Source organism: Moorena sp. SIO4G3 (genome assembly GCF_010692305.1).
In the GTDB taxonomy this organism is placed as follows: Bacteria; Cyanobacteriota; Cyanobacteriia; order Cyanobacteriales; family Coleofasciculaceae; genus Moorena; species Moorena producens_A.
On the sequence record NZ_JAAHIG010000017.1, the window covers coordinates 65,749 to 86,490 of the forward strand.

The 20,742-nt window shown below is 44.4% G+C and carries 17 protein-coding genes, 1 pseudogene and 1 riboswitch; of the genes and pseudogenes, 11 read left to right on the forward strand and 7 right to left on the reverse strand.

Annotated elements, in window-relative coordinates; all coding sequences use genetic code 11:
* Positions 1-143 precede the first annotated feature (143 nt).
* The 3 genes from F6J99_RS05565 (at position 144) to F6J99_RS05575 (ending at position 6,583) form a co-directional block, all read left to right on the forward strand.
* The gene (locus F6J99_RS05565) at positions 144-1,895 is read left to right on the forward strand and encodes a DUF262 domain-containing HNH endonuclease family protein (RefSeq protein WP_293112063.1); all 1,752 of its coding nucleotides are present in this window, start codon (positions 144-146) and stop codon (positions 1,893-1,895) included.
* Positions 1,896-2,339: 444 nt separating this feature from the next.
* Positions 2,340-3,812 carry a SagB family peptide dehydrogenase gene (locus tag F6J99_RS05570; RefSeq protein ID WP_293112064.1) on the forward strand — a complete coding sequence of 491 codons (1,473 nt, stop codon included), beginning with the start codon at positions 2,340-2,342 and terminating at the stop codon, positions 3,810-3,812.
* A 722-nt stretch (positions 3,813-4,534) separates the two neighbouring features.
* The gene (locus F6J99_RS05575) at positions 4,535-6,583 is read left to right on the forward strand and encodes a PatA/PatG family cyanobactin maturation protease (RefSeq protein WP_293112065.1); all 2,049 of its coding nucleotides are present in this window, start codon (positions 4,535-4,537) and stop codon (positions 6,581-6,583) included.
* A gap of 194 nt (positions 6,584-6,777) precedes the next feature.
* Here F6J99_RS05575 and F6J99_RS05580 read toward each other — a convergent pair whose 3' ends face one another.
* The 3 genes from F6J99_RS05580 to F6J99_RS05590 all read right to left on the reverse strand — a co-directional run bounded on the left by F6J99_RS05580 (position 6,778) and on the right by F6J99_RS05590 (position 9,726).
* Positions 6,778-7,284 carry a DUF3172 domain-containing protein gene (locus F6J99_RS05580; RefSeq protein ID WP_070393607.1) on the reverse strand — a complete coding sequence of 169 codons (507 nt, stop codon included), beginning with the start codon at positions 7,282-7,284 and terminating at the stop codon, positions 6,778-6,780.
* A 242-nt stretch (positions 7,285-7,526) separates the two neighbouring features.
* On the reverse strand, positions 7,527-8,627 hold the full coding sequence (locus F6J99_RS05585; RefSeq protein WP_293112066.1) for a DUF1611 domain-containing protein: 1,101 nt from the start codon (positions 8,625-8,627) through the stop codon (positions 7,527-7,529).
* On the reverse strand, positions 8,611-9,726 hold the full coding sequence (locus tag F6J99_RS05590; RefSeq protein ID WP_293112067.1) for a dipeptide epimerase: 1,116 nt from the start codon (positions 9,724-9,726) through the stop codon (positions 8,611-8,613). The genes F6J99_RS05585 and F6J99_RS05590 overlap by 17 nt, the downstream gene beginning before the upstream one ends.
* A gap of 245 nt (positions 9,727-9,971) precedes the next feature.
* Between F6J99_RS05590 and F6J99_RS05595 the strand changes: the two genes are divergently transcribed.
* Positions 9,972-10,217 (forward strand): hypothetical protein, encoded by a 246-nt coding sequence (locus tag F6J99_RS05595; RefSeq protein WP_293112068.1) that lies wholly within the window; start codon positions 9,972-9,974, stop codon positions 10,215-10,217.
* A 93-nt stretch (positions 10,218-10,310) separates the two neighbouring features.
* Positions 10,311-10,859: an NUDIX hydrolase gene (locus tag F6J99_RS05600; protein WP_293112069.1), complete on the forward strand. Its 549-nt coding sequence runs from the start codon at positions 10,311-10,313 to the stop codon at positions 10,857-10,859.
* Between the two features lie 262 nt (positions 10,860-11,121).
* Here F6J99_RS05600 and F6J99_RS05605 read toward each other — a convergent pair whose 3' ends face one another.
* Positions 11,122-11,373, reverse strand: coding sequence for a hypothetical protein (locus F6J99_RS05605; RefSeq protein ID WP_293112070.1), 252 nt, complete (start codon positions 11,371-11,373; stop codon positions 11,122-11,124).
* Positions 11,374-11,983: 610 nt separating this feature from the next.
* Here F6J99_RS05605 and F6J99_RS05610 point away from each other — a divergent pair.
* The gene (locus F6J99_RS05610) at positions 11,984-12,388 is read left to right on the forward strand and encodes a hypothetical protein (RefSeq protein WP_293112071.1); all 405 of its coding nucleotides are present in this window, start codon (positions 11,984-11,986) and stop codon (positions 12,386-12,388) included.
* 402 nt (positions 12,389-12,790) lie between these two features.
* Here the strand turns inward: F6J99_RS05610 and F6J99_RS05615 are convergent.
* Positions 12,791-12,922 (reverse strand): annotated as a pseudogene (locus F6J99_RS05615) (RNA-guided endonuclease TnpB family protein); the annotation flags it as partial.
* 366 nt (positions 12,923-13,288) lie between these two features.
* On the opposite strand from F6J99_RS05615, the gene F6J99_RS05620 reads away from it, so the two are divergent.
* A complete protein-coding gene (locus F6J99_RS05620) occupies positions 13,289-13,441 on the forward strand; it encodes a hypothetical protein (protein ID WP_293112072.1) in 153 nt (50 codons plus the stop codon).
* 85 nt (positions 13,442-13,526) lie between these two features.
* Here F6J99_RS05620 and thiC read toward each other — a convergent pair whose 3' ends face one another.
* On the reverse strand, positions 13,527-14,900 hold the full coding sequence (thiC, locus tag F6J99_RS05625; protein ID WP_293112073.1) for a phosphomethylpyrimidine synthase: 1,374 nt from the start codon (positions 14,898-14,900) through the stop codon (positions 13,527-13,529).
* 6 nt (positions 14,901-14,906) lie between these two features.
* Positions 14,907-15,003: riboswitch (TPP riboswitch) on the reverse strand.
* Between the two features lie 236 nt (positions 15,004-15,239).
* Entirely contained in the window at positions 15,240-17,081 is a 1,842-nt protein-coding gene (gene ftsH3, locus F6J99_RS05630) for an ATP-dependent zinc metalloprotease FtsH3 (protein ID WP_070390739.1), read from the reverse strand.
* A 244-nt stretch (positions 17,082-17,325) separates the two neighbouring features.
* On the opposite strand from ftsH3, the gene F6J99_RS05635 reads away from it, so the two are divergent.
* The 4 genes from F6J99_RS05635 (at position 17,326) to mtnB (ending at position 20,578) form a co-directional block, all read left to right on the forward strand.
* Positions 17,326-17,880, forward strand: coding sequence for a cupin domain-containing protein (locus tag F6J99_RS05635; RefSeq protein WP_293112074.1), 555 nt, complete (start codon positions 17,326-17,328; stop codon positions 17,878-17,880).
* 28 nt (positions 17,881-17,908) lie between these two features.
* A complete protein-coding gene (locus tag F6J99_RS05640; protein WP_293112075.1) occupies positions 17,909-18,991 on the forward strand; it encodes a RuBisCO large subunit C-terminal-like domain-containing protein in 1,083 nt (360 codons plus the stop codon).
* 254 nt (positions 18,992-19,245) lie between these two features.
* A complete protein-coding gene (locus F6J99_RS05645; protein ID WP_293112076.1) occupies positions 19,246-19,902 on the forward strand; it encodes an HAD-IB family phosphatase in 657 nt (218 codons plus the stop codon).
* The gene (gene mtnB / locus F6J99_RS05650) at positions 19,895-20,578 is read left to right on the forward strand and encodes a methylthioribulose 1-phosphate dehydratase (protein ID WP_293112088.1); all 684 of its coding nucleotides are present in this window, start codon (positions 19,895-19,897) and stop codon (positions 20,576-20,578) included. Before F6J99_RS05645 ends, mtnB begins: the two co-directional genes overlap by 8 nt.
* Positions 20,579-20,742 lie beyond the last annotated feature (164 nt).

The following is a 20,742-nucleotide window of genomic DNA, read 5'->3' on the forward strand; positions in this document are numbered from 1 at the left end:
AAATGCAAAAGGAAAAGGTGCCCTTGACCCATTAAGAATTAAAATCCCCACGGGTCGTACCTAAAAGTTTGCTATAAGAGCTTTTGCTGCTTGTATCAATATGAATTAATGTTGTTTTTTAGTTAATCTACAGATCATAACCTATGGAACTTCATGCATATACTAAAACAATTGATGAACTTTTTTCAGTTAACAAAAAGTATATTGTTCCTAGATTTCAGAGAGAATATTCTTGGTCAACAGAGCAAGTTACGGAGTTGTGGGAAGATATAATCTCGAATATTCAGATTACAGACAATCATGAGTTTCACCATGAAGAACATTTTATTGGTGCTCTTGTTTTAGTTGGTGATGACAAATCCAAACAATTGAATATTGTTGATGGCCAACAACGACTCACTACTTTAACGATTTTTCTCTCTGCCCTCTGTGAGCGTTTTATTGAAATCGAAAAAGATGATTTAGCTCAAGGAATATATGAACCTTTCATTGCTGGAAAAAACAGTAAAAATCAATATTATTTTAAACTAGAGCATGAAATTCCAAAGTTTTTTTTTAAAGCCAGCATCCAAAATATCAAAAAAATCAAAAATGAAAAAAATCAACCAAAAACAGAAGAAGAAAAAACACTTTGGAAAAATTATAAGCAGCTATATTATAACTTATCTAAAGAAAATTTAGCAAAAACAAAATTTTTCAAAGCTTTGAATATATATAATACTTCAAACTATGAAAGGCTCTTGGAAGAAATTCGAGAGCAAGTGTTGTACTATCTAAAGGTAATTTTTATTACAGTCAAGGAGGAAGAACAAGCTTATACAATCTTTGAAACCTTGAATGCTAGGGGTATGAATCTCAGTTTTGTAGATCTGATTAAGAATAAGCTTTTTAAAAATCTTAATCAACAGCATCCTGAGCATACGGCAAAAATAAAATGGGAAGAATTAAAATCCTTGATTTCTTCACGAGAAGGAGTAGGTAGTTTAGAAACATTTGTTAGACATTGGTGGATTTCAAGATATTCCTATATAAGTGCTGAAAAAGTATATAAAGCTTTTCGAAAAAGATGGAATAATAATGAAATAGATTCCAGTCAGTTTATTTATGATTTGATTAGCGATGCTGAAAAATATATAAAAATAGCATCTCCAAATTGGGATGATTGGAAACAGCAAGAATATAAGGATATTTATAGATCTTTAAACGCTCTAAAAGTTTTTGATGTGAGCCAACAACGCCCTTTTATATTAAGTTTATTTAGAGCTAGAGAAAGAGAAATACTTAAGTTGCGTGATCTGAATAATATTTTAGGATTCATTGAAGCATTTCACTTTCTTTTTACTGCAGTTTGTTCTCTGCGTCCTTCAGGAATTGATAAAAATTATTCAAACGCGGCTAGAGCAATTTTTAGAGCTAATAATAACAAAAATGTTACCGATTCAATTATGGAGTTAAAGGAGCAGCTAAAAAAAAGAATTCCTGATCAAGAATTGTTTAATGAAAAGTTCAAAAAAATAAAAATATTAAAATCTAATAAAAACAAAAAACTAATTCAGTATATATTCTTGTTAATAGAAGTTTCCAAAAGTGAAACAAATGAATTAAGACCAGATGAGATCAGCCTTGAGCATATTTTGTCACAATCGTCTAGGAATAATGATTGTATTGGTAAGATAGGAAATCTACTTCCTTTAGCAAAGGAGTTAAATCAAAAAGCTAGTAATAAATCCTTTCAAGAAAAGATAGAAATTTATCAGGAATCAGAGTTTCATCTAACGCGAGAATTTGTAGCCAACAACTATCAAAAATGGGGAGCTAAGCAAATCAATGAAAGAACTAACGCCTTAGCTGATTATTGTTATGATTTACTCCAAACTAAATTAGAGTCTACCTAAATTATCGGCTACGTATAGTTTAGCCATAAGTGTTGCACTTCTGGTGTTAAGGGTATTGTAAGGCCGAGAGTTTTTTTTGACAGCATTCCTAGGACTTGATTGGTTTCTGTCCGAAGGAATGCTGGCTGCCCTCACTTGAATCAATACCTACTATTTTTTTATCCTCATAAAGGGACTTTGAGAAAATTTTATACTAAAATGACTGATCACTCCAGATTCCCAGGGCAATTCACATTGGAGGCGTAGATAATTCAGTATTTAGTATATGTGCATCTGCATTGCTAAAGACATTGTAAAGAAATTTGGTCTCTTACCTGTAACCGTAGTAGTGCATAGTAAAGATTAAATCATAAGTATTGCTAATCCGCAATAATTCTTCTCGTTATCTGCTGTCACCTTGGGTTAATGTTAAATGCAGCCTACTGTTGACTTCTGACTGGAAGAATGACTTTCTCATCCTTAACTGTTTCCCTTAAACCTGAAATCACCCTCACCCCTGTTGACGGCAATATTCTGCTCCAATCTTCAAGCCGTAAGCTGACATTTCATCAACCGGAACCGGGATTAAAAACTGCTCTAGATGCTCTGAAACAGGGAACCCACACCCCCGGGCAACTTCAAACCTTAGTCCTAGAAACCGACGGCACACAAGTCCGGGAAAAGTTCGATGCTTACCTGAATCGTCTGATCGAACTGGGCTGGATCTGTCACGCTATCCCCCCTTCATCCCCTGAGCTTTCTCCCCTTGCGATCGCTATTCCCATGGTAGGGGATTATTACTTCGATTGTCCTGAGATTGATTGGGATGCGTTCGCGAAGCGGTTCCAAAGGAACATCGCATTTACCCTCTCTCGCTTCGCCTATCTCCATCAAGTCGAAGGGGAAATGGTATTAGAATCTCCCCTTACCAAAAGTAAGATTAAATTTTCCGACTGGCTGGGTCCTGCCTTAGTGAGTCAGTTATCTCAACCTCAAACCGCTGCCAGCTTGAGTCAGGAAATTCCCGGAATTACAGAAGAGATTGCCCAACAGTTTCTCAGTTTACTGTTTGCGGCTCAGATGTTGTCTGCATCCTTTGCCAGTCCTGTTGAAGAAGATGAAGAGGTTGAGAGCGAAGAAGCAACTCCACCTTTAGTGTTTTGGGAATTTCACGATTTACTGTTCCATTCCCGCAGTCGCCTCGGTAGACATAATAATCCCTTGGGTGGCATATTTCCCTATGTCGGTAAAATTGACCCCTTGCCTGGGGTGAAGCCATTGATGAGCGATGTGGTGATTCCCTTGGCAAAACCAAACTTAGAGGAACTCAATCAAACCGATATGCCCTTGAGTCAGGCATTAGAAACTCGCCGTTCGATCCGGCGATATGACGAAACCCCGATCACCCTTGAACAATTAGGACAGTTTCTCTACCGTTGCGCCAGGGTGAAAAAACTCTTCGATACAGAACGGGGAGAGGTCAGTAACCGTCCCTATCCCGGTGGGGGTGCGATTTATGAATTGGAAATTTATCCCGTGGTTAACGCTTGCCAAGGATTAGAACAGGGATTATATAACTATCACCCCTTAGACCATGTGTTGTTTCAAGTCTCAGCATGGACCGCAGAAACGGAAGCATTAGTTCAGGATGTCTGGTTTGCCAGCGCTCAACATGATCAGCCCCAGGTTGTATTTGTGATTACCGCCCGCTTCGGACGAATGTTTTGGAAATATCAATCCATGGCCTATGCAGCAATTTTGAAACACGTTGGAGTCATGTATCAAACCTTCTATCTGGTTGCCACCAGTATGAATTTAGCTCCCTGCGGAATTGGAGCAGGTAATTCTGATCTATTTCAAAAAGCCACTGGAATTGACTACTATGAAGAGTCTTCTGTCGGGGAATTTATGTTAGCTTCTGTTCCAGTTAAACCTTAATAAAAACTATAGCATTTCGATTTGAGCTGAACCGAGGGAATAGCTTGTAGGGTGGGCAAAAACACTTTGGTTTTTTTGAGTATTCTAGATTATAGAACTTTGCCCACCCTACTATACCCCTGGACTGTTCCAGTTAAACCTTAATAAAAACTATAGCCCTGGGCCGTTGGAAATAGCTTGTAGGGTGGGCAAAAACACTTTGGTTTTTTTGAGTATTCTAGATTATAAAACTTTGCCCACCCTACTATAGCCCTGGACTATAGCATTTCGATTTGAGGTATGAACATAGTCTCTTAGGGAAAGGCAAGAAGCAAGAGGTAAGAGGTGATCAAGAAGCTTTTAGGGTGGTCAAAAACAGTTTGGTTTTTTGAGCCAGATTATAGCGTTTATCGCAGTTATGAGGTACAGTTTTATTTGAGGCTGATTTCTTTAAACCCCTCTTGAATATTGCCTATTGCCTATTGCCTATTGCCTATTGCCTATTGCCTATTGCCTATTGCCTATTGCCTATTGCCTATTGCCTATTGCCTTAAAAGCATAAGATTTGTCCTCAAAGGTCCCTAAAAGTTGCTATATATAACTTTGCCCATCCTAATCTAATTGATATTTTTTTTACAGGCAAGTGCCTAAATATTAAGTTTTGTGGCTATATCAGTTTTCTATACCACTGGACATAGTATGTTAACGAATGGCTTAACAATCCAAAATTAGTTTGGGATTCAATGTCTGAAATTGCTAAAATCCCAGGAATACAGGGACTTTGGGAAAAAACAAAAGGGGACTCCCAAATTGTTGTTGCAGTTCTAGATGGGGTTGTTGACCAGGCTCATCCTTGTTTTGATGGGGCTAGGCTAAAGCGGTTGCCAACGTTAGTTCAGGGAGAGGCACAACCAAGCGGGAGGATGTCGAGCCATGGCACTCATGTTGCCAGTCTGATTTTGGGTCAGCATGGTTCTCCTGTACAGGGGATTGCCCCAAACTGCCAGGGGTTAGTCATACCTGTGTTCGCCGATGAAGGTCGCCGCCTCTCCCAACTGGATTTGTCTCGTGCCATTGAACAGGCCGTTAATGCCGGAGCGCATATTATCAATATCAGCGGCGGACAACTGACTGACTATGGTGAAGCAGAGGACTGGCTCCAACAGGCTGTCCGTCTGTGCCGAGACAATAATGTATTAATTGTCGCGGCTGCGGGCAATGACGGGTGTGAGTGTTTACACGTTCCCGCTGCCCTTCCGGCTGTCCTAGCAGTTGGAGCCACGGATGGCCAGGGACAACCCCTAGAACTGAGTAATTGGGGTCAAACCTATCAAAACCAAGGGATTCTGGCTCCGGGAGAGAATATTCTGGGAGCTAAACCCGGAGGTGGTACAGTCAGACTCAGTGGCACCAGCTTTGCCACCCCCATTGTCAGTGGAGTTGCGGCACTTTTGCTGAGTCTGCAACGGCAACGGGGTGAAGAACCTGACCCCCAAAAAGTTCGTACTGCCTTGCTAAAAACAGCCCTACCCTGTAACCTACCGGAAAACGATCAGCGTCCTCGTTGTTTGGTGGGTGAGGTTAATATTGCTGGGGCGTTTACTGATTTAACAGGAGAAACCATGTCTGAATCCGAAGAACTCTCAACCGTTGAAGCATCGGGCTGTGGCTGTGACGGAACACTAGAAACCAGCCCCCAACTGGCACTGAGTGCTGAGGTAACTTCAGCCGTTGATCCCACAGAAGCTAAACCTGCCGTTGCGGCCTCCTCAACTGAGACAGCGGTAGCCCCTGCCCAACCGACTGAGGTTGCTGTTATTGCTTCTGAACCTCACTCTACACAAGCCCCGGTCACCGCGACCTCTGTATCCACATCAAATCACCATATCTCTGCAATGTCCAACACTACTGCAAATGCGATTACCCCCAGCCAGCCCGTTCAAGCCAGTGGTGGCGATATAATTTATGTGATCGGAACCCTGGGTTACGACTTTGGCAGCGAAGCAAGGCGCGACTCGTTCAAACAGTTGATGCCACCTTATGAGATTGAAGGGACTCAGGTGCCAGCAAATCCCTATGATGCCCGTCAGATGGTGGACTATCTGGAGGCAAATCTGTCGGAAGCCAAGTCCTTAATTTGGACGCTGAACATGGAATTGACTCCGATTTACGCCCTCGAACCTTCGGGGTCCTTTGCCAGAGATGTCTATGCTGCATTTCAGGAATTGCTCTCTGGGGAAGTACAAGCAGAAGATTCTGAGGAATACATTGAACGGGTCAGTATCCCTGGACGGTTAACGGGACGAACGGTAAAACTGTTCTCTGGGCAAGTTGTGCCAGTGGTTGAACCGGTAAGTCCTCGTGGCATCTACGGTTGGAAGGTGAATACCCTGGTTTCTTCTGCTTTGGAAGCGGTGCGGGGTCAACAGGCAGAGGCAGATGATGAGCAAATGCGGAAAAGCCTCAGCAGTTTCCTCAACCGGGTTTACTATGATCTCCGTAACTTAGGACAAACGTCTCAAGACCGGGCGCTGAATTTTGCGGCAACAAACGCTTTCCAAGCAGCTCAAACGTTCTCTGAAGCAGTAGCAGCGGGAATGGAATTAGATAGTATTGTAGTTCAGCGCAGTCCTTTCTGTCGGATGGATAGTGATTGTTGGGATGTGCAGTTAAAATTCTTTGACCCAGAAAACAACCGTCGAGCTAAGAAAGTCTTCCGGTTTACCATTGATGTTAGTGATTTAATTCCTGTGACTTTAGGCGAAGTTCGCTCTTGGTCTTCTCCTTATTAAGGATATATGATATCGAGATAAGGAAATTGTTTGATTTCCTTATCTATAGTGGAGGGAATAGGGAATAGGGAATAGGGAATAGGGAATCGGAAAGGGAACAGGGAGCAGGGAGCAGGGAGCAGGGGAGAAGAATTGACGCAAACGGTATGATAAAAATACTAATGCTAAGCTGATATCTTACACCAGTACAAAGTTTAAAATTGATCGGTTTCTCGTGGTCCGCTAGCACCGCCTTGATTAAGGAATAAGTTACCGGTTGCATCGTTTTGATAGATACAGCGGATTTCTGGTGTACCTTCAAGCACACCAGTGAAACCAAAAGTATTCATCCTGTTTTTGCATTCCCGGACCTGTTCCGATGAGATCAGCCTCCTCTGTTCTAGAATTGACCAGTTATTCCGACGTAAAACACACCCAGGTCGCATCTTGGGCTGGGTTACATACACATTAAAGGGATTGAGAGTCACGAAAACTTGCATATCCGTCACCATCGCACTGGCACCATACTGAATACAAAGCTCTGGATTGGGTGCGCTGCGGTCAATCACTTCACGGGAGGCAACGTTTTCTGGGTTGAGAGTTGCACCAGAGCTAAAAGCAATACCAACTCCCAGTCCCAAGACAAAAACCCCACCAAGAATTGCTAAGGTTGTGTAATTAATTTCAGGTATCCCATTAGAACTATTGGATTCACGTTTCATTGGATTCAATTAACGTAATTAACGTTTAGAATTTTCTGGGTCAAGATTTCCTGGGAGTAGTTGCTACTTGCCCCCTTCTTTCAGTATGCCAGGTACGCCAAGATTAATCCGGAGATGGGGAGATGGGGAGCTGGGGAGATGGGGAGATGGGGAGATGGGGAGATGGGGAGATGGGGAGATGGGGAGATGGGAAACATGTTTATAGCGTTTATCATACTGACAAGGTACAGTAAATTGTTGTCTTACCCCGACTCCCGACTCCCGACTCCCGACTCCCGACTCCCGACTCCCGACTCCCGATCACCCATTGCTGCTTTCAACAATACATCTGCTCCAAATCGCACGGCATCGGTACAAGGTAGGCCAGTCTCTGTTTGTACCTGTTCAATGGCCGACCGGGCAGCTTGATCATCCAAGTGGCCAGTATTAAGTGCGATCGCAATCACTTTCACCTGACCAAATGCCCCACCAGCACTAGCAACGGTCTCGTAAAGCTCAATCACTTTGGGTAATGGGGGAATCGGCACATGGTCATGATTACGAACAGACTGCTGTCCGGCTCGATGCACCAATAGTAATCCCGTGGGCTGAGTTCCTCGAATTAGGGGTAGGGTAGCTGTGGAACCAGGATGCAATAGGGAACCCTGCCCTTCTACGATCAATAACTCGTGGTCATTACCATAGCGCAGTACCATTTGTTCCACAGCACCAGCCGCAAAGTCTACCCGAATCCCATCCAAGGGAATGCCATCCCCAGAAATCATAATGCCAGCTTGACCAGTGGCTAGGAACTTCGATGGTATGCCCTGACCTTGGGCGCACAAATATAACTCCAGAGCTGCTGACATTTTGCCCACAGCCATATCGGTACCTACTGTCAAGATGCGCCGACAAGGTAGCGATCGCGCTTGAGCACTTGCTATTCCTAATCCCTTCGGTTCCCGACGAATATCCCAAATTACCTGACCGTCTTGTAGTAATTCCTGTAACTCTGGGTCAGATGCCATGGGAGTATGCAAACCATTGATAATCGATAACCCTGCTTCTACCCCCACTTTCACCTCCTCGGACCAAGGCTCTGGTAATGCTCCCCCAGATGGCGCAATACCAATGGCTAGGATATCCGGTTGATAAGCTAGGGCAGCAGACACGGAATCTACAATCGGGACATTAACCTGAATTCCAGTTAATTTAGACAAAGACTCCCCAGCACACTGCTGGTCAATCACCACTACAATCTCAGTTGGGCAGTACCGTAACAGAGTCATTCCTGTTTTGCCTTTGGAACCAAAAATCCCTTCATGGAGTAGAATCGCAATACGCCGATTAGTGGTTAAATTCACGGCGTTTCACCCCCAGTCCTGGTAAATTATTCGGTATCAAATGCCCATTTTGTAGGGTTGCCCCTGTGAAGGGGTCATCTACTAGGTTTAAGTGGCTGTCTAAATCTAGATAATCTGCCACTGGTGAGAGATGAGAAGCTGCTGTATTGGCCAGAGTACTGTCAGAATAGCAACCAAACATCACCTGCAACCCACAAGCTTTTGCGGTATGCACCATCCGTATTGCCTCAGTTAAACCACCGGATTTCATTAGTTTGATGTTAATACCATGGACACAGTTTGCCAATGGCGGAATATCTTGGCAAGTCTTGCAACTTTCATCCACAAATATTGGTAAAGGGGATTGCTTATACAACTCGGGTAAATCAACCTCTTTTCCGGGAGCGAGGGGTTGTTCCACATGCCTCACCCCCTGACTCGCCAGCCAGTTACACATCTCTACCCCTTCCTCCAAACTCCAACCCCCATTGGCATCTACACTCAACTCGGCTTCTGGTGCCTCATCTCGGATGGCCAGCAGCATCTGTTGATCTGCAGCAATCCCCTCCGGGGAACCTAATTTAATTTTCAGTACATGAGCACCAGTCATGGGAATCCAGTCCTGCACCCGTTGCCTGGCCTTTTGTGGGTCACTAATGCCTACCGTAGCGGAAATTGGCACAATTCGGCGGCGGTTCAATCCCCACAGCCGCCAGAGGGGCAATCCCACCCGCTTCCCTAGCCAGTCATGTATTGCCAAATCAATGGACGCCCAAGCCGCTGATGGCACCTGTACCTCCTCCAACACCCGTTCAATTTGTTGGTGTTCCCAAGGACTAAATGCCTCCAGCATCGGGATAACCACCTCTAGGGCTTCCAGGAGAATCTCAGTAGTTTGCTTATGGGGGGTGGGGGGCAGGAAACTATCTGTGCCTGGATCTGACGAGCTACTGCTGAGCCTAGTTGCCTTTCCTAGGGAAAAGGGAGACCCTTCGCCCCAGGCTTCAATACCCTCCTGTTCGATCCTGACCCAGACATTGGTGGTTTCAGACGTGGTGCCACGACTGATGGTTAAAGGGAACCGCTTATGTACCGTGAAGGTTTCAACGCCAATACGCATTGTTTATTTAGTTTAAGGTTATTTAGTTTAAGGTTAAAGGTTAGTTGGTTTAAGGTTGAAGGTTAGTTGGTTTAAGGTTTAAGGTTAGTTGGTTTAAGGTTTAAGGTTAGTTGGTTGAACGCGATCGCGTGGCCAAAGGCCAAGGTTGAAGGTTAGTTGGTTTAAGGTTTAAGGTTAGTTGGTTGAACGCGATCGCGTGGCCAAAGGCCAAGGTTTAAGGTTAGTTGGTTGAAGGTTGAACGCGAATGGCCACGCGATCGCGTTCAACCTTCAATCTTGGCCTTGGCCAAAAGCCCACGCTACGCGAATGGCCACGCGATCGCGTTCAACCAAACAACCTTGGCCTTGGCCAAAAGCCCACGCTACGCAAATGGCCACGCGATCGCGTTCAACCTTCTACTTTCAACCTTCTACCTTCTACCTTCTACCTTCTACCTTCTACTTTCTACCTTCTACCTTCAACCAAACAACCTGTAACCTGTAACCTGTAACCTGTAACCTGTCACCCGTAACCTGTCACCTGTAATCTGTAACCTTCACCCTAAATACTGTAACTTATCCTTTTGTAATTATTCAGTAATTTAATGATTTCAATAAAGCCATGGAAAACCCTTAAATCAAGGTTAGTTTTTGACAATAAATGGTGTCGAGTTAGGCAAGATGAAGTGGAATTACCAAGTGGTGAAGTTGTTGATGACTACTTCATTAATGTTAGACCGGATATTGTGCTGATATTGGCAATTACTTGCGATCGCAATGTTGTTTTTGTACGTCAATATCGCCATGGAGTGGGAAAAATTTTATTGGAACTCCCTGGGGGTGGTTTCAACTCAACGGAAGAAGATAGTATAAAGGCAGCTGCTAGGGAATTAGAAGAAGAGACTGGTTATGTTTCCGACCATATGGTTTCCTTAGCAACCTTATATGATAATCCGGTAAAAGATACCAATACAATTCATTTAATTATGGCAGAGCAAGCTCAGCCATCGGGTATCCAAAATTTAGATATTACCGAAGAGGTTGAAATTGTTTTGCTACCTATAGACGAAGTTATGAAAAAAATTGAACAAGGAGAAATTTGTGTTTCCGGAACAATTGCTGCTTTGTTTTTAGGCTTGAATTTTTTGTCCTAAATTCTAAGCGGTCAGCTGTCAGCTGTCAGCCGTCAGCTGTCAGCTCAAAATATAGCAATCCCTGTAGGAATTGTGATAATTTTTGTTATAGCGCTGCACTTAGGGAATTGGGAATTGGGAATCGGGAATCGGGAAGAGTAGTTTGACCCGGTGGCTAGAATGGGCATGTTGGTGGAACGGGCATCTTGCCCGTTTCATTTCCGGACGCCTACTCCCTACTCCCTTGAGTGCAGCCCTATCCCATCACTAATCACCCAAACCCCTAAGAGTCTTCAGAGTCTGGTTCCATCGGCTTTCCTAAATCGAAAATAATAATAAATTTCGCTTCGGGCATCAGTCGTTTCAGAGCCCACAAGTGACCCTCGGCATCCGATCGGTTGCGGAACCGAGCCACAATCACTCGTTGCATGTCTTGATGCAGTCGCTCATGGGGGAAACCCCCAAGACCGCGCTGCATCGCTTTTGGTAATAGGCGAACTATCACCCACGGATGAAGGCGTTCAGAATAGGACATAATTGGTGTATCTCCTTAGATGGGGACCAAGAGCCAGCCGGAGACCCGAGAAAATCTGTGGGCTGGCTCTTCCCGTGGACGTTTAACGACCACATTTTTATATTAACACAAAATAACCTTTTATTATAACATATTTTGAAAAGTTTTGTAACAAATTTGTTGCAGACCAGTTTTTGATGTTTTGTTGGGGCAAAGGCGGACTGGGTAAATCTCCTTCGGCTCACTCGATCGCTACCAAAAATTTTGATCTACTTAATTGCCTCTTGCCTTGTCTGTAGTGCTATCACTCAACTGGAAATGCTTTGGGGGGGTTACCGGCAAGCTAAAATCCTTACTGGGTAGTAATTTCAGCCCATAATTTACAAAAAAATACATGCTGCTTTGAGCTTCGAAAACATAAAATAAAAATTAATTTGGGACTGTATTTTCCTTGAGCTCATTGGCATCAAAGCCTGATCTAATAAGCTTTTCAGGGCTCATATTACCCTCTGATGTCAAGTACAATCGATACTTGATTAAATCGGATTATGCTGTATAGTAATTCTGTAGGTGAAGAAAATGCAATTCTTCCCCTTCATACTTTTGATTTGATGTTGATCACGATTTGTAAATGCTGAAAATCATCAAATCTATTGTTACCCTCGTAGCAGTAGTACTATTTACTGCATTCTTCGCAGTCGGAGATGCTCACGCTAGCACACTAGAAGTCCAAAAAATAGCCTGTACCAATAATGCAGGATTTGTGATGAACTTCTATGTAGATATAGAAGGACTAAAGACTGGCGGCAGTGGCGATTACCCCATCAACCAAACCCGAACTATAGATGTAGGGGAGTATCCAATTGGTGAGGGATTTTCTATGAAGCCTGTTGTCAATGCAGTTCTTGGTAAGACTCTAGCCGGACCTAGTGTAATTTTCAAACGAAATGGTCAAACAGCTACCTACAGCGTCACAGGGACAACTCTAATTTATAAGATTTGTCTAATCGGCACTGATGAGTGTACAAATACCTAGCTGCCAACATTTTAACAACCACTTTAAAACCGCAATTGGTTAAAACTATTTAACATAATTTTGAATTCAAAATTGTAAAGCAATATTAATTTCCCCAACCGAGAGGTTGGGGTTTTTGTTTTGCTTAGCCTTTCGGCCACGCTACCGGAACGGTGCGTAATTTCGAGGTTTCTTCAAAATTACGCACCGAGAATTTCACAGTGTTTAGCTAGGCTAAGTGGCTGCAGAACACGAAAGTAGACTTTGGTTTGCGTTTCTATTAAGGCTACTTGTATTCAAGAGGTGCGACCCGTGGCGAATTTAATTACGGGTCAAAGGCACGCCCTGGGAGTCGGGAGTCGGGTATGCCCCGATTTACCCATCTCCCCACAGCCGTTGACCTAGTAAGACTAATAATGCTGTGTCGTATTTGTTGCACAACCAATGAGCAACCTGATAGTGAAATTCCTTTCGGCATCGGGTTAGATGGAGGTGTAACAAAGCTACTTTATGTTTAGCTTTTTTCCAGTTTTTAGAACCCTTAACGCGGNTTGCTGTAAAGCGTCCAGTGGGGCATGTTGTAAATATTGCAGTTTCTTATCAGCTAGATATTCAGCTTCCAGTCGAGAATGATCTGCCATAGTCCAAAATTGATCACGATTTGTCATTTTTTTCTCCTTTGTGTTTTTTCTCTTAGCTCTATAACTACCATCATTCGCTAATCTGAAAATCACCTGAGTTTTCTCTTAAATCAACTGGTTAATTAGCTGTAAAATATCTAATTTGAGATGCCTTATAATTATAAAATTTATATGACATAGCTTACCAAAAGCTATATATAGTTAGTTGATAATAGCTATAAATATGCGCTACGGTATTTACAAATAATGGTGAGCTGATAATTGCTAAAAGCTGTGTAAATTGGCTTTTCTATTGCTTCTTGCCTATTCCCTATTCCCGATTGCGTATTCCTTATTGCGTATTCCCTATTGCTTATTGCGTATTTCCTATTCCCGATTCCCGATTCCCGATTCCCGATTCCTGATTCCCGATTCCCAGCCCGTAGCGCTCTAATAGGTAAGTGGCAGTAAAAGTCAAAAAAAACCGGCTTCTGCTAAGAAACCGGTTTTTTCAAAGGTTTAGTTTATTGATGATTAAATTAACCTTGATGGGCAGGTTCTTTCGCCAAGAACTTCTCTAGTTCAGTCAAGGCATCAGCATCAACTTTAGTTTGCATGGGACAGAACTTTGGTCCACACATGGAACAAAACTCTGCTGTCTTATAGATATCTGCTGGCAGGGTTTCATCATGGTATTCCCGAGCTCGTTCGGGGTCAAGGGAAAGTTCAAACTGGCGGTTCCAGTCGAAGTTGTAGCGAGCAATGGAGAGTTGATCATCCCGGTCTCGTGCTCCTGGACGATGCCTGGCAATATCCGCCGCATGAGCAGCAATCTTGTAGGCAATCAAGCCATTGCGCACATCCTCAGCATCGGGCAGTCCCAAATGTTCTTTCGGGGTTACATAGCACAGCATGGCGGTACCGTACCAGCCAGCCAAAGCTGCTCCAATGGCAGAGGTGATATGGTCATATCCAGGCGCAATGTCTGTCACTAGTGGTCCTAGGACATAGAAAGGTGCTTCTGAACACTCTTCCATCTGCTTTCTGACATTGAACTCAATTTGATCCATCGGCACATGACCAGGTCCTTCTACCATCACCTGTACATCATGTTCCCAAGCACGACGAGTCAACTGCCCCAATGTTTTCAATTCTGCTAACTGGGCTTCATCAGATGCATCATGGGTGCAACCAGGACGCAGGGAATCCCCTAAGCTGAAGGAGACATCGTATTTCTTGAAAATCTCGATAATGTCGTCAAAGTGGGTATAGAGGGGATTTTGCTTGTGGTGATGGAGCATCCACTTGGCGAGAATACCACCACCACGAGAAACTATGCCGGTTAGGCGGTTTCTGACCAAAGGCAGATGTTCAATTAAGATGCCAGCGTGGATGGTTTGATAGTCAACTCCTTGCTGAGCGTGCTTCTCAATGATGTGGAGAAAGTCATCGGCAGTAAGGTTTTCCACCTTGCCGTGGACGCTTTCTAAGGTTTGGTAAACTGGTACCGTGCCGATGGGTACGGGTGAGGCATTAATGATAGCGGAGCGAATCTCATCCAAGTTGCCACCACCTGTAGACAAGTCCATTACGGTATCGGCCCCGTACTTCACGGCCAACTTAACCTTCTCTAGCTCTTCATCAATATTAGAAGAGTTGGGGGAGGCACCGATATTGGCATTCACCTTACATTTGGAGGCGATACCAATACACATTGGCTCTAGGTTAGTGTGATTGATATTGGCGGGGATAATCATTCGCCCCCGTGCCACTTCATCTTTGATCAGCTCAACGGGAAGGTTTTCCCGCTGGGCTACGTAGTGCATCTCTTCTGTCAGAAGACCCTGGCGAGCATAGTACATTTGAGTCACATTGCTCTGACCACGGCGCTTGGCAACCCATTCAATACGCATATTTAATTTCCTCGATCACAGCTTCCCTCCGCCGGTATTAACCGGACTCAGGTTCTAAGGGTGTAATCTCAGCCTGGTTGCTCAGGCACCCCTAGCTTTGGTTTGATTATACTATCACAAATAAAATCAGTCGGATTATAGGATCCCCTGACTTATTATTTAAATTAGCTTATGGAATTTTTAACAGAAATAATTATATCGTTATGCTTGTTTAAGATTTAATCTCAAAATAATACAGGACAGTGTAACTAAGCACTGTCCTGTTAGGGATGATTAATAGCTAGACGCTATTTTATTCAGCATGGTATTGAGCTAAGTGATTGCCCACATCGCCTTGTGTTAAAGAGCGATCGCAGCCATCTTGACATCGTTAGTGCTTAGAATCTCTTGGAGTTCCTCAGCATCTACGGTTTCTTTATCAATCAGCATTTCAGCAAGCTTATCGAGGATGTGCTTATTGCCAAGAATTACATTCTTAGCCCGTTCGTAGGCTTCATCAACTAGCTTGCGAACCTCTTCATCAATGGTTGATGCTGTGGCATCTGAGAAATCACGGTCTGAGGCAATATCCCGACCTAGGAACATACTGCCATTCTGCCGTCCTAGGGCTACTGGGCCAAGGCGATCGCTCATACCATAGCGCATCACCATCTGCCGTGCCACCCGAGTCACCTGTTGCAAGTCATTGGAAGCACCTGTGGTCACTTCTTCTTCACCGAAGATAATTTCTTCAGCAATCCGACCACCTAAGGCCACTGCCATCTGATTTTGCAGATAAGAACGGGAAAACATGCCTGAATCCATCCGGTCTTCGCTAGGGGTGAACCAAGTCAAACCACCAGCACGACCCCGAGGAATAATGCTAATTTTCTGCACTGGGTCATAATCAGGCATTAAGGCACCCACAAGGGCGTGACCTGCTTCGTGAAACGCTACAAGGGTTTTGCGTTTCTCGCTCATTACCCGGTCTTTCTTCTCTGGCCCTGCAAGTACCCGGTCAATGGCATCATTCACCTCATCCATCGAGATTTCGGTTAAGTTGCGACGGGCTGCCAAAATTGCTGCTTCATTGAGCAAGTTGGATAAATCTGCTCCAGTGAAACCAGGAGTCCGACGGGCAATCTTTTCGAGATCCACATCTTTGGCCAGGGTTTTCCCACGAGCATGAACGTTGAGAATTTCCAAACGTCCGGAATAATCAGGACGGTCTACTACTACCTGTCGATCAAAACGGCCAGGGCGTAGTAGGGCAGCATCAAGAACATCTGGGCGGTTGGTAGCAGCAATAATGATAATACCGGTATTACCTTCAAACCCATCCATTTCAGTCAGCAACTGGTTGAGGGTTTGCTCCCGTTCATCATTACCACCGCCTAAACCGGCACCCCGCTGACGTCCCACAGCATCGATTTCATCAATGAATACAATACACGGAGCATTGTTCTTGGCTTGCTCAAATAGGTCTCGCACCCGAGAAGCACCAACCCCTACGAACATCTCGACGAACTCAGAACCAGAGATGGAGAAAAACGGAACACCTGCTTCCCCAGCTACTGCACGAGCTAACAGAGTTTTACCGGTTCCTGGAGGTCCGACGAGCAGGACTCCCTTGGGAATTTTAGCCCCAATAGCAGTGAAGCGGTCAGCATTTTTGAGGAAGTCTACTACTTCGTTAAGTTCTAGCTTGGCTTGCTCAATACCCGCCACATCCCCAAAGGTTACCTGAGTTTGGGGTTCCATTTGGACTCTAGCCTTGGACTTGCCAAAGTTCATGGCTTGAGAACCTGGGCCATTCTGGGCACGCCGCAGTAATAGAAACAATCCCACCAAAAGCAGAATCGGGAAGAAGAAGCTGCTTAAGGTCTTGAACCAGAAGCCTTCATCACTCTGGGGTAGAACTGAAATATCTACACCGTTATTATTGAGAAGGTTGATTAGTTGTGGGTCATTGGGGAGATTGACCTCTACCTGACGACCATCTTGAGCGATCGCGATCGCTTTACTGCGGTCAGCACTGATTCTAACGGTTTCCACCTTGCCGCTCTCGACTTGGCTAATCAGCTGGTCGTACCGCCACGTATCTCGACTTGGGGACGGTTTGTCCAAAAATGCTGTACCAAGGGCGATCACCACTATGGCTAGGAGTGCATACAGCCCTGCGTTTCTCCACTTTTTATTCACTCGTTGTTACCTCCATAGATTCGAGGATGTGGCAAATATAGAATTTAGCTTCTTATATTAATTTATGTTAACCTTTCTGAGGAAAACTGGGCGGACTTTATTCTAAAACAGCCTTTCTGGAAGCGTTTTATGCCTTTTGATACCTAAAAATAGTGTTTCGATGGCTGGTGTGGCTTGACCTAGATCAATGCTTAATATTATAATTTAGGACTTTGGATACCCAACAGCCAACAGGAGGTACATGATGGGGGTTTTGCGACTTGAAGATGGTACAACTTATACCGAGCTAAGTGATATTGCCCAAGAATTAGCGCCTCTGAAGGTTCAGCTAAATCACTGGTCTGTAGGGGACAACCCAGAAATTCACAGCCTTCTAGACCAAGACACCCTGAGTGATATTGAAAAGGAAACAGTACTCCAAGCTTTAGATAGCTACTTTGAACAACTTAAGGAAACCGCTGGCTATCAATCCCGTGACTTAATCGTACTGTACCCAGACATACCTAATCTTGATGCCCTCCTTTCCAAATTTAAGGATTGTCACTACCATACTGACGATGAAGTACGCTACATAATTGCTGGAGAAGGGGTTTTTGGGTTTGTACGTCCTGATGGCAGCCAAATGGAGTTGACTGTGCAGCCTGAGGAGTACATTAATGTGCCAGCGAATACTGAACATTGGTTTTATCTGACCCCATCACGACGGGTTAAAGCTGTGCGCTACTTTATCACTACTGAAGGTTGGGTTCCGGTATACACGGGTACGGAAATTCGGATGAAGCCGGTAGTAGCTGTTTGAAAATATTCCAGTTGATAACTTATTTAATATGTCCATTGAAGTTGACTACCGCTTTCCTCGCGGTGTTGATGTAGAAAAACAAGCGAAAGTGATTGCTGTTGGGCAAACCGCAGGGACCTGGAATGCTCGTTTTGCCCATCTCGAAAATGTGTTTCGCTCCCATCTTGGTACTGTTGTTCAAGGTGTCATTAACCCTGATGGTTCTGGTTTGGCTACCATCCGTTTTCCCGAAGCTAATGTGGAAAACGATATCCCTACTCTACTAACCATGATTTTTGGCAAATACTCCATGGCAGGACCAGCTAAAGTCATGGCAGTGCGCTTGCCAGAACACTACGGTAGGCATCCAAAATTCGGAATTACCGGGATTCGGGAAAGACTAGGAGTAGTTGACCGTCCCCTGATTATGGCAATTTTTAAGCCAGCGTTGGGACTCTCAGCGGAAGACCATGGGAAGATTTTACAAGAGGTTGCTGGAGCTGGACTTGACATTATTAAAGATGATGAGATTCTGGGGGATTTGGAGATAGCACCAACCCTGAAACGTCTAGAAGTCTGCCGTAAGGTACTCGATGAAATAAAACAGCAAACTGGGCGCACCGTACTCTATGCCATTAATGTAACTGGTTCGGCTGACAAATTACTTGATAAAGCTCATACCTTGGTTAAAGAAGGGGCAAATGCCCTGCTGCTGAATGTCTTGACCTACGGTTTCTCTGTCCTAGAAGCCTTAGCGGCTGATCCAGAGATTAATGTGCCAATTTTTGCCCATCCCGCCTTAGCAGGAGCCCTGTGTGGAGCCCCAAACCACGGGATGGCTTACTCAGTGGTTTTGGGAACCCTGATGGCTCATGGTGGGGCAGATGCGGTGCTATATCCCGCCCATTATGGTAGTTTACCCTTTGACCCAGAGGAGGAAAAGCGAATTCGAGATAGTTTGCGATCGCGTAATGTATTTCCTGTTCCCTCCGCTGGCATTCATGCTGGGATTGTCCCTAAGGTTGTAGCAGATTACGGACAGGAGGTTATTCTTAATGCTGGCACTGGCATTATGGATCATCCCGATGGTCCTGCTGCTGGCGTTAAAGCATTTTTTGAAGCTTTAAATTGATGATCGGGTGATCGGGTGATGGGCTAATTACAAGATAGTATTGATTATACTAATGAGGTACACTCCAGTTTATTACCCCTAATCCGTAATCCATACTCCGTAATCCCTAATACCACGCACCCCCAATGGCGTAACTACCTCACCTTTTTGAAAACTACTATAGTAATCCCTATAGTAATACTATTGATCGTGAACATATCATCAACAGCGACAGTTCTTACTCAGGACTCAGAACTCTTAGACTAAATACTATTGTGAATCGAGTTGTATTCTGTGACTTCGACGGTACCATTACCGCCGTTGAAACCTTTGTGGGCATGCTCAAACACTTTGCTCCCGAGTTGTCTGCCCAAATTATGCCCCAGCTGTACAGTATGAAGCTGACTCTCAGGGAAGGTGTGCGCCAGATGTTAGAGTCAATTCCTTCAGCCAGCTATCCTGACATTATTGCCTATGCCCAATCCAAACCGATTCGGCCTGGTTTAGAGCAATTGTTAGATTTTCTTGAAACTCAGAATGTTCCTTTTATTGTGGTTTCCGGTGGTTTGCGGTGCATGGTCGAAACGGTTCTGAGTCAGGGAAGCACTGGTAAAAAATCCTTACTTGAGCGCGTAGCAGCTATTTATGCTGTTGATGTGCAAACTACTGGGGATTTTCTAAAGGTAACCTCTGAGTTTGAAGGAGATACAGAACTTGTGTCTAAAGTGCGGGTCATGGCACAACACCCGGCTCAAGAGCAGATCGCCATTGGAGATTCGGTAACGGACTTGAATATGAGCCTGAAAGCCCCGGTAGTATTCGCCCGCGATCGCCTCAGCAAATACCTGGAGGAGCGCCAAAAGCCCTACATTCCGTGGGATGATTTTTTTGATGTACAACAACAGCTATCCCAGCGGTGGAAGAATGGTTAATCTTAGCTCCTCAATCAGAAATGACCAGCAATTACTATCAGCAATTGATCCAAGACCAACCTTAATCAGTGCTGCTAGTCACTTCTATCAATTAGGTTGGATGGTGGGCACAGCAGGTAACCTCTCGGCTAAACAGCCCGATGGCAGCTTCTGGATAACTGCTAGTGGATGCCATAAAGGACAACTAGGCAGCAAAGACTTTATTCGCATAGCCGCTGATGGCAGGGTGCTAGAAAAACTATCACCTGAATCTCGTCCTTCAGCTGAAACAAGCATTCATCAAAGTATCTACTCTTTATTCCCAGATGCTAAAGCTTGTTATCATGTTCACACCATTGAGGCGAATTTAGTTTCTGGCTTTACTAAAGACGATACCCTGCCTTTGCCACCGCTAGAAATGCTTAAGGGATTTGGAGTACGGGAGGAGAACCCTAAAGTCACGGTACCAGTATTTGTCAACCATCTAGATGTTTCTCGCATTAGTAGTGAGATATGCGATCGCTTTCAGGCTGCATCGCCATCAGTCAATGTCCTATTGATTCGGAACCACGGTATAACAGTTTGGGCGTCTTCCGCCGAACGTGCCCAGATCTACTTGGAGTTAGCCGATTATATTTTTAGATACATGGTAGCTGCTCGACAAATTGAGCTTAGCAGTACCTCAATCAAGAATTAACAAATACAATTGCTGAATTGTTCCGATTGAGCAATTCAGCAATTATTTAACAAAACTCGCGGAATTCCCCAACCTCGTGCGTTGTAGGTTGGGTTAGAAGTTACCGCAAGAATAGGGCAGCCTTTATGGTTGGTCGGCTATGCATAAAAGGTTAAAACTTATTG

What these genes read in the sequence shown, in the direction of transcription:
- F6J99_RS05575 (WP_293112065.1), top strand. Translation starts at nt 4,535, where the DNA reads ATGTCTGAAATTGCTAAAATCCCAGGAATACAGGGACTTTGGGAAAAA.
- F6J99_RS05595 (WP_293112068.1), top strand. Translation starts at nt 9,972, where the DNA reads ATGGCCACGCGATCGCGTTCAACCTTCAATCTTGGCCTTGGCCAAAAG.
- F6J99_RS05590 (WP_293112067.1), bottom strand. Translation starts at nt 9,726, where the DNA reads ATGCGTATTGGCGTTGAAACCTTCACGGTACATAAGCGGTTCCCTTTA.
- F6J99_RS05610 (WP_293112071.1), top strand. Translation starts at nt 11,984, where the DNA reads ATGCTGAAAATCATCAAATCTATTGTTACCCTCGTAGCAGTAGTACTA.
- F6J99_RS05605 (WP_293112070.1), bottom strand. Translation starts at nt 11,373, where the DNA reads ATGTCCTATTCTGAACGCCTTCATCCGTGGGTGATAGTTCGCCTATTA.
- thiC (WP_293112073.1), bottom strand. Translation starts at nt 14,900, where the DNA reads ATGCGTATTGAATGGGTTGCCAAGCGCCGTGGTCAGAGCAATGTGACT.
- F6J99_RS05580 (WP_070393607.1), bottom strand. Translation starts at nt 7,284, where the DNA reads ATGAAACGTGAATCCAATAGTTCTAATGGGATACCTGAAATTAATTAC.
- mtnB (WP_293112088.1), top strand. Translation starts at nt 19,895, where the DNA reads ATGGTTAATCTTAGCTCCTCAATCAGAAATGACCAGCAATTACTATCA.
- F6J99_RS05570 (WP_293112064.1), top strand. Translation starts at nt 2,340, where the DNA reads ATGACTTTCTCATCCTTAACTGTTTCCCTTAAACCTGAAATCACCCTC.
- F6J99_RS05640 (WP_293112075.1), top strand. Translation starts at nt 17,909, where the DNA reads ATGTCCATTGAAGTTGACTACCGCTTTCCTCGCGGTGTTGATGTAGAA.
- F6J99_RS05600 (WP_293112069.1), top strand. Translation starts at nt 10,311, where the DNA reads ATGATTTCAATAAAGCCATGGAAAACCCTTAAATCAAGGTTAGTTTTT.
- F6J99_RS05635 (WP_293112074.1), top strand. Translation starts at nt 17,326, where the DNA reads ATGGGGGTTTTGCGACTTGAAGATGGTACAACTTATACCGAGCTAAGT.
- F6J99_RS05565 (WP_293112063.1), top strand. Translation starts at nt 144, where the DNA reads ATGGAACTTCATGCATATACTAAAACAATTGATGAACTTTTTTCAGTT.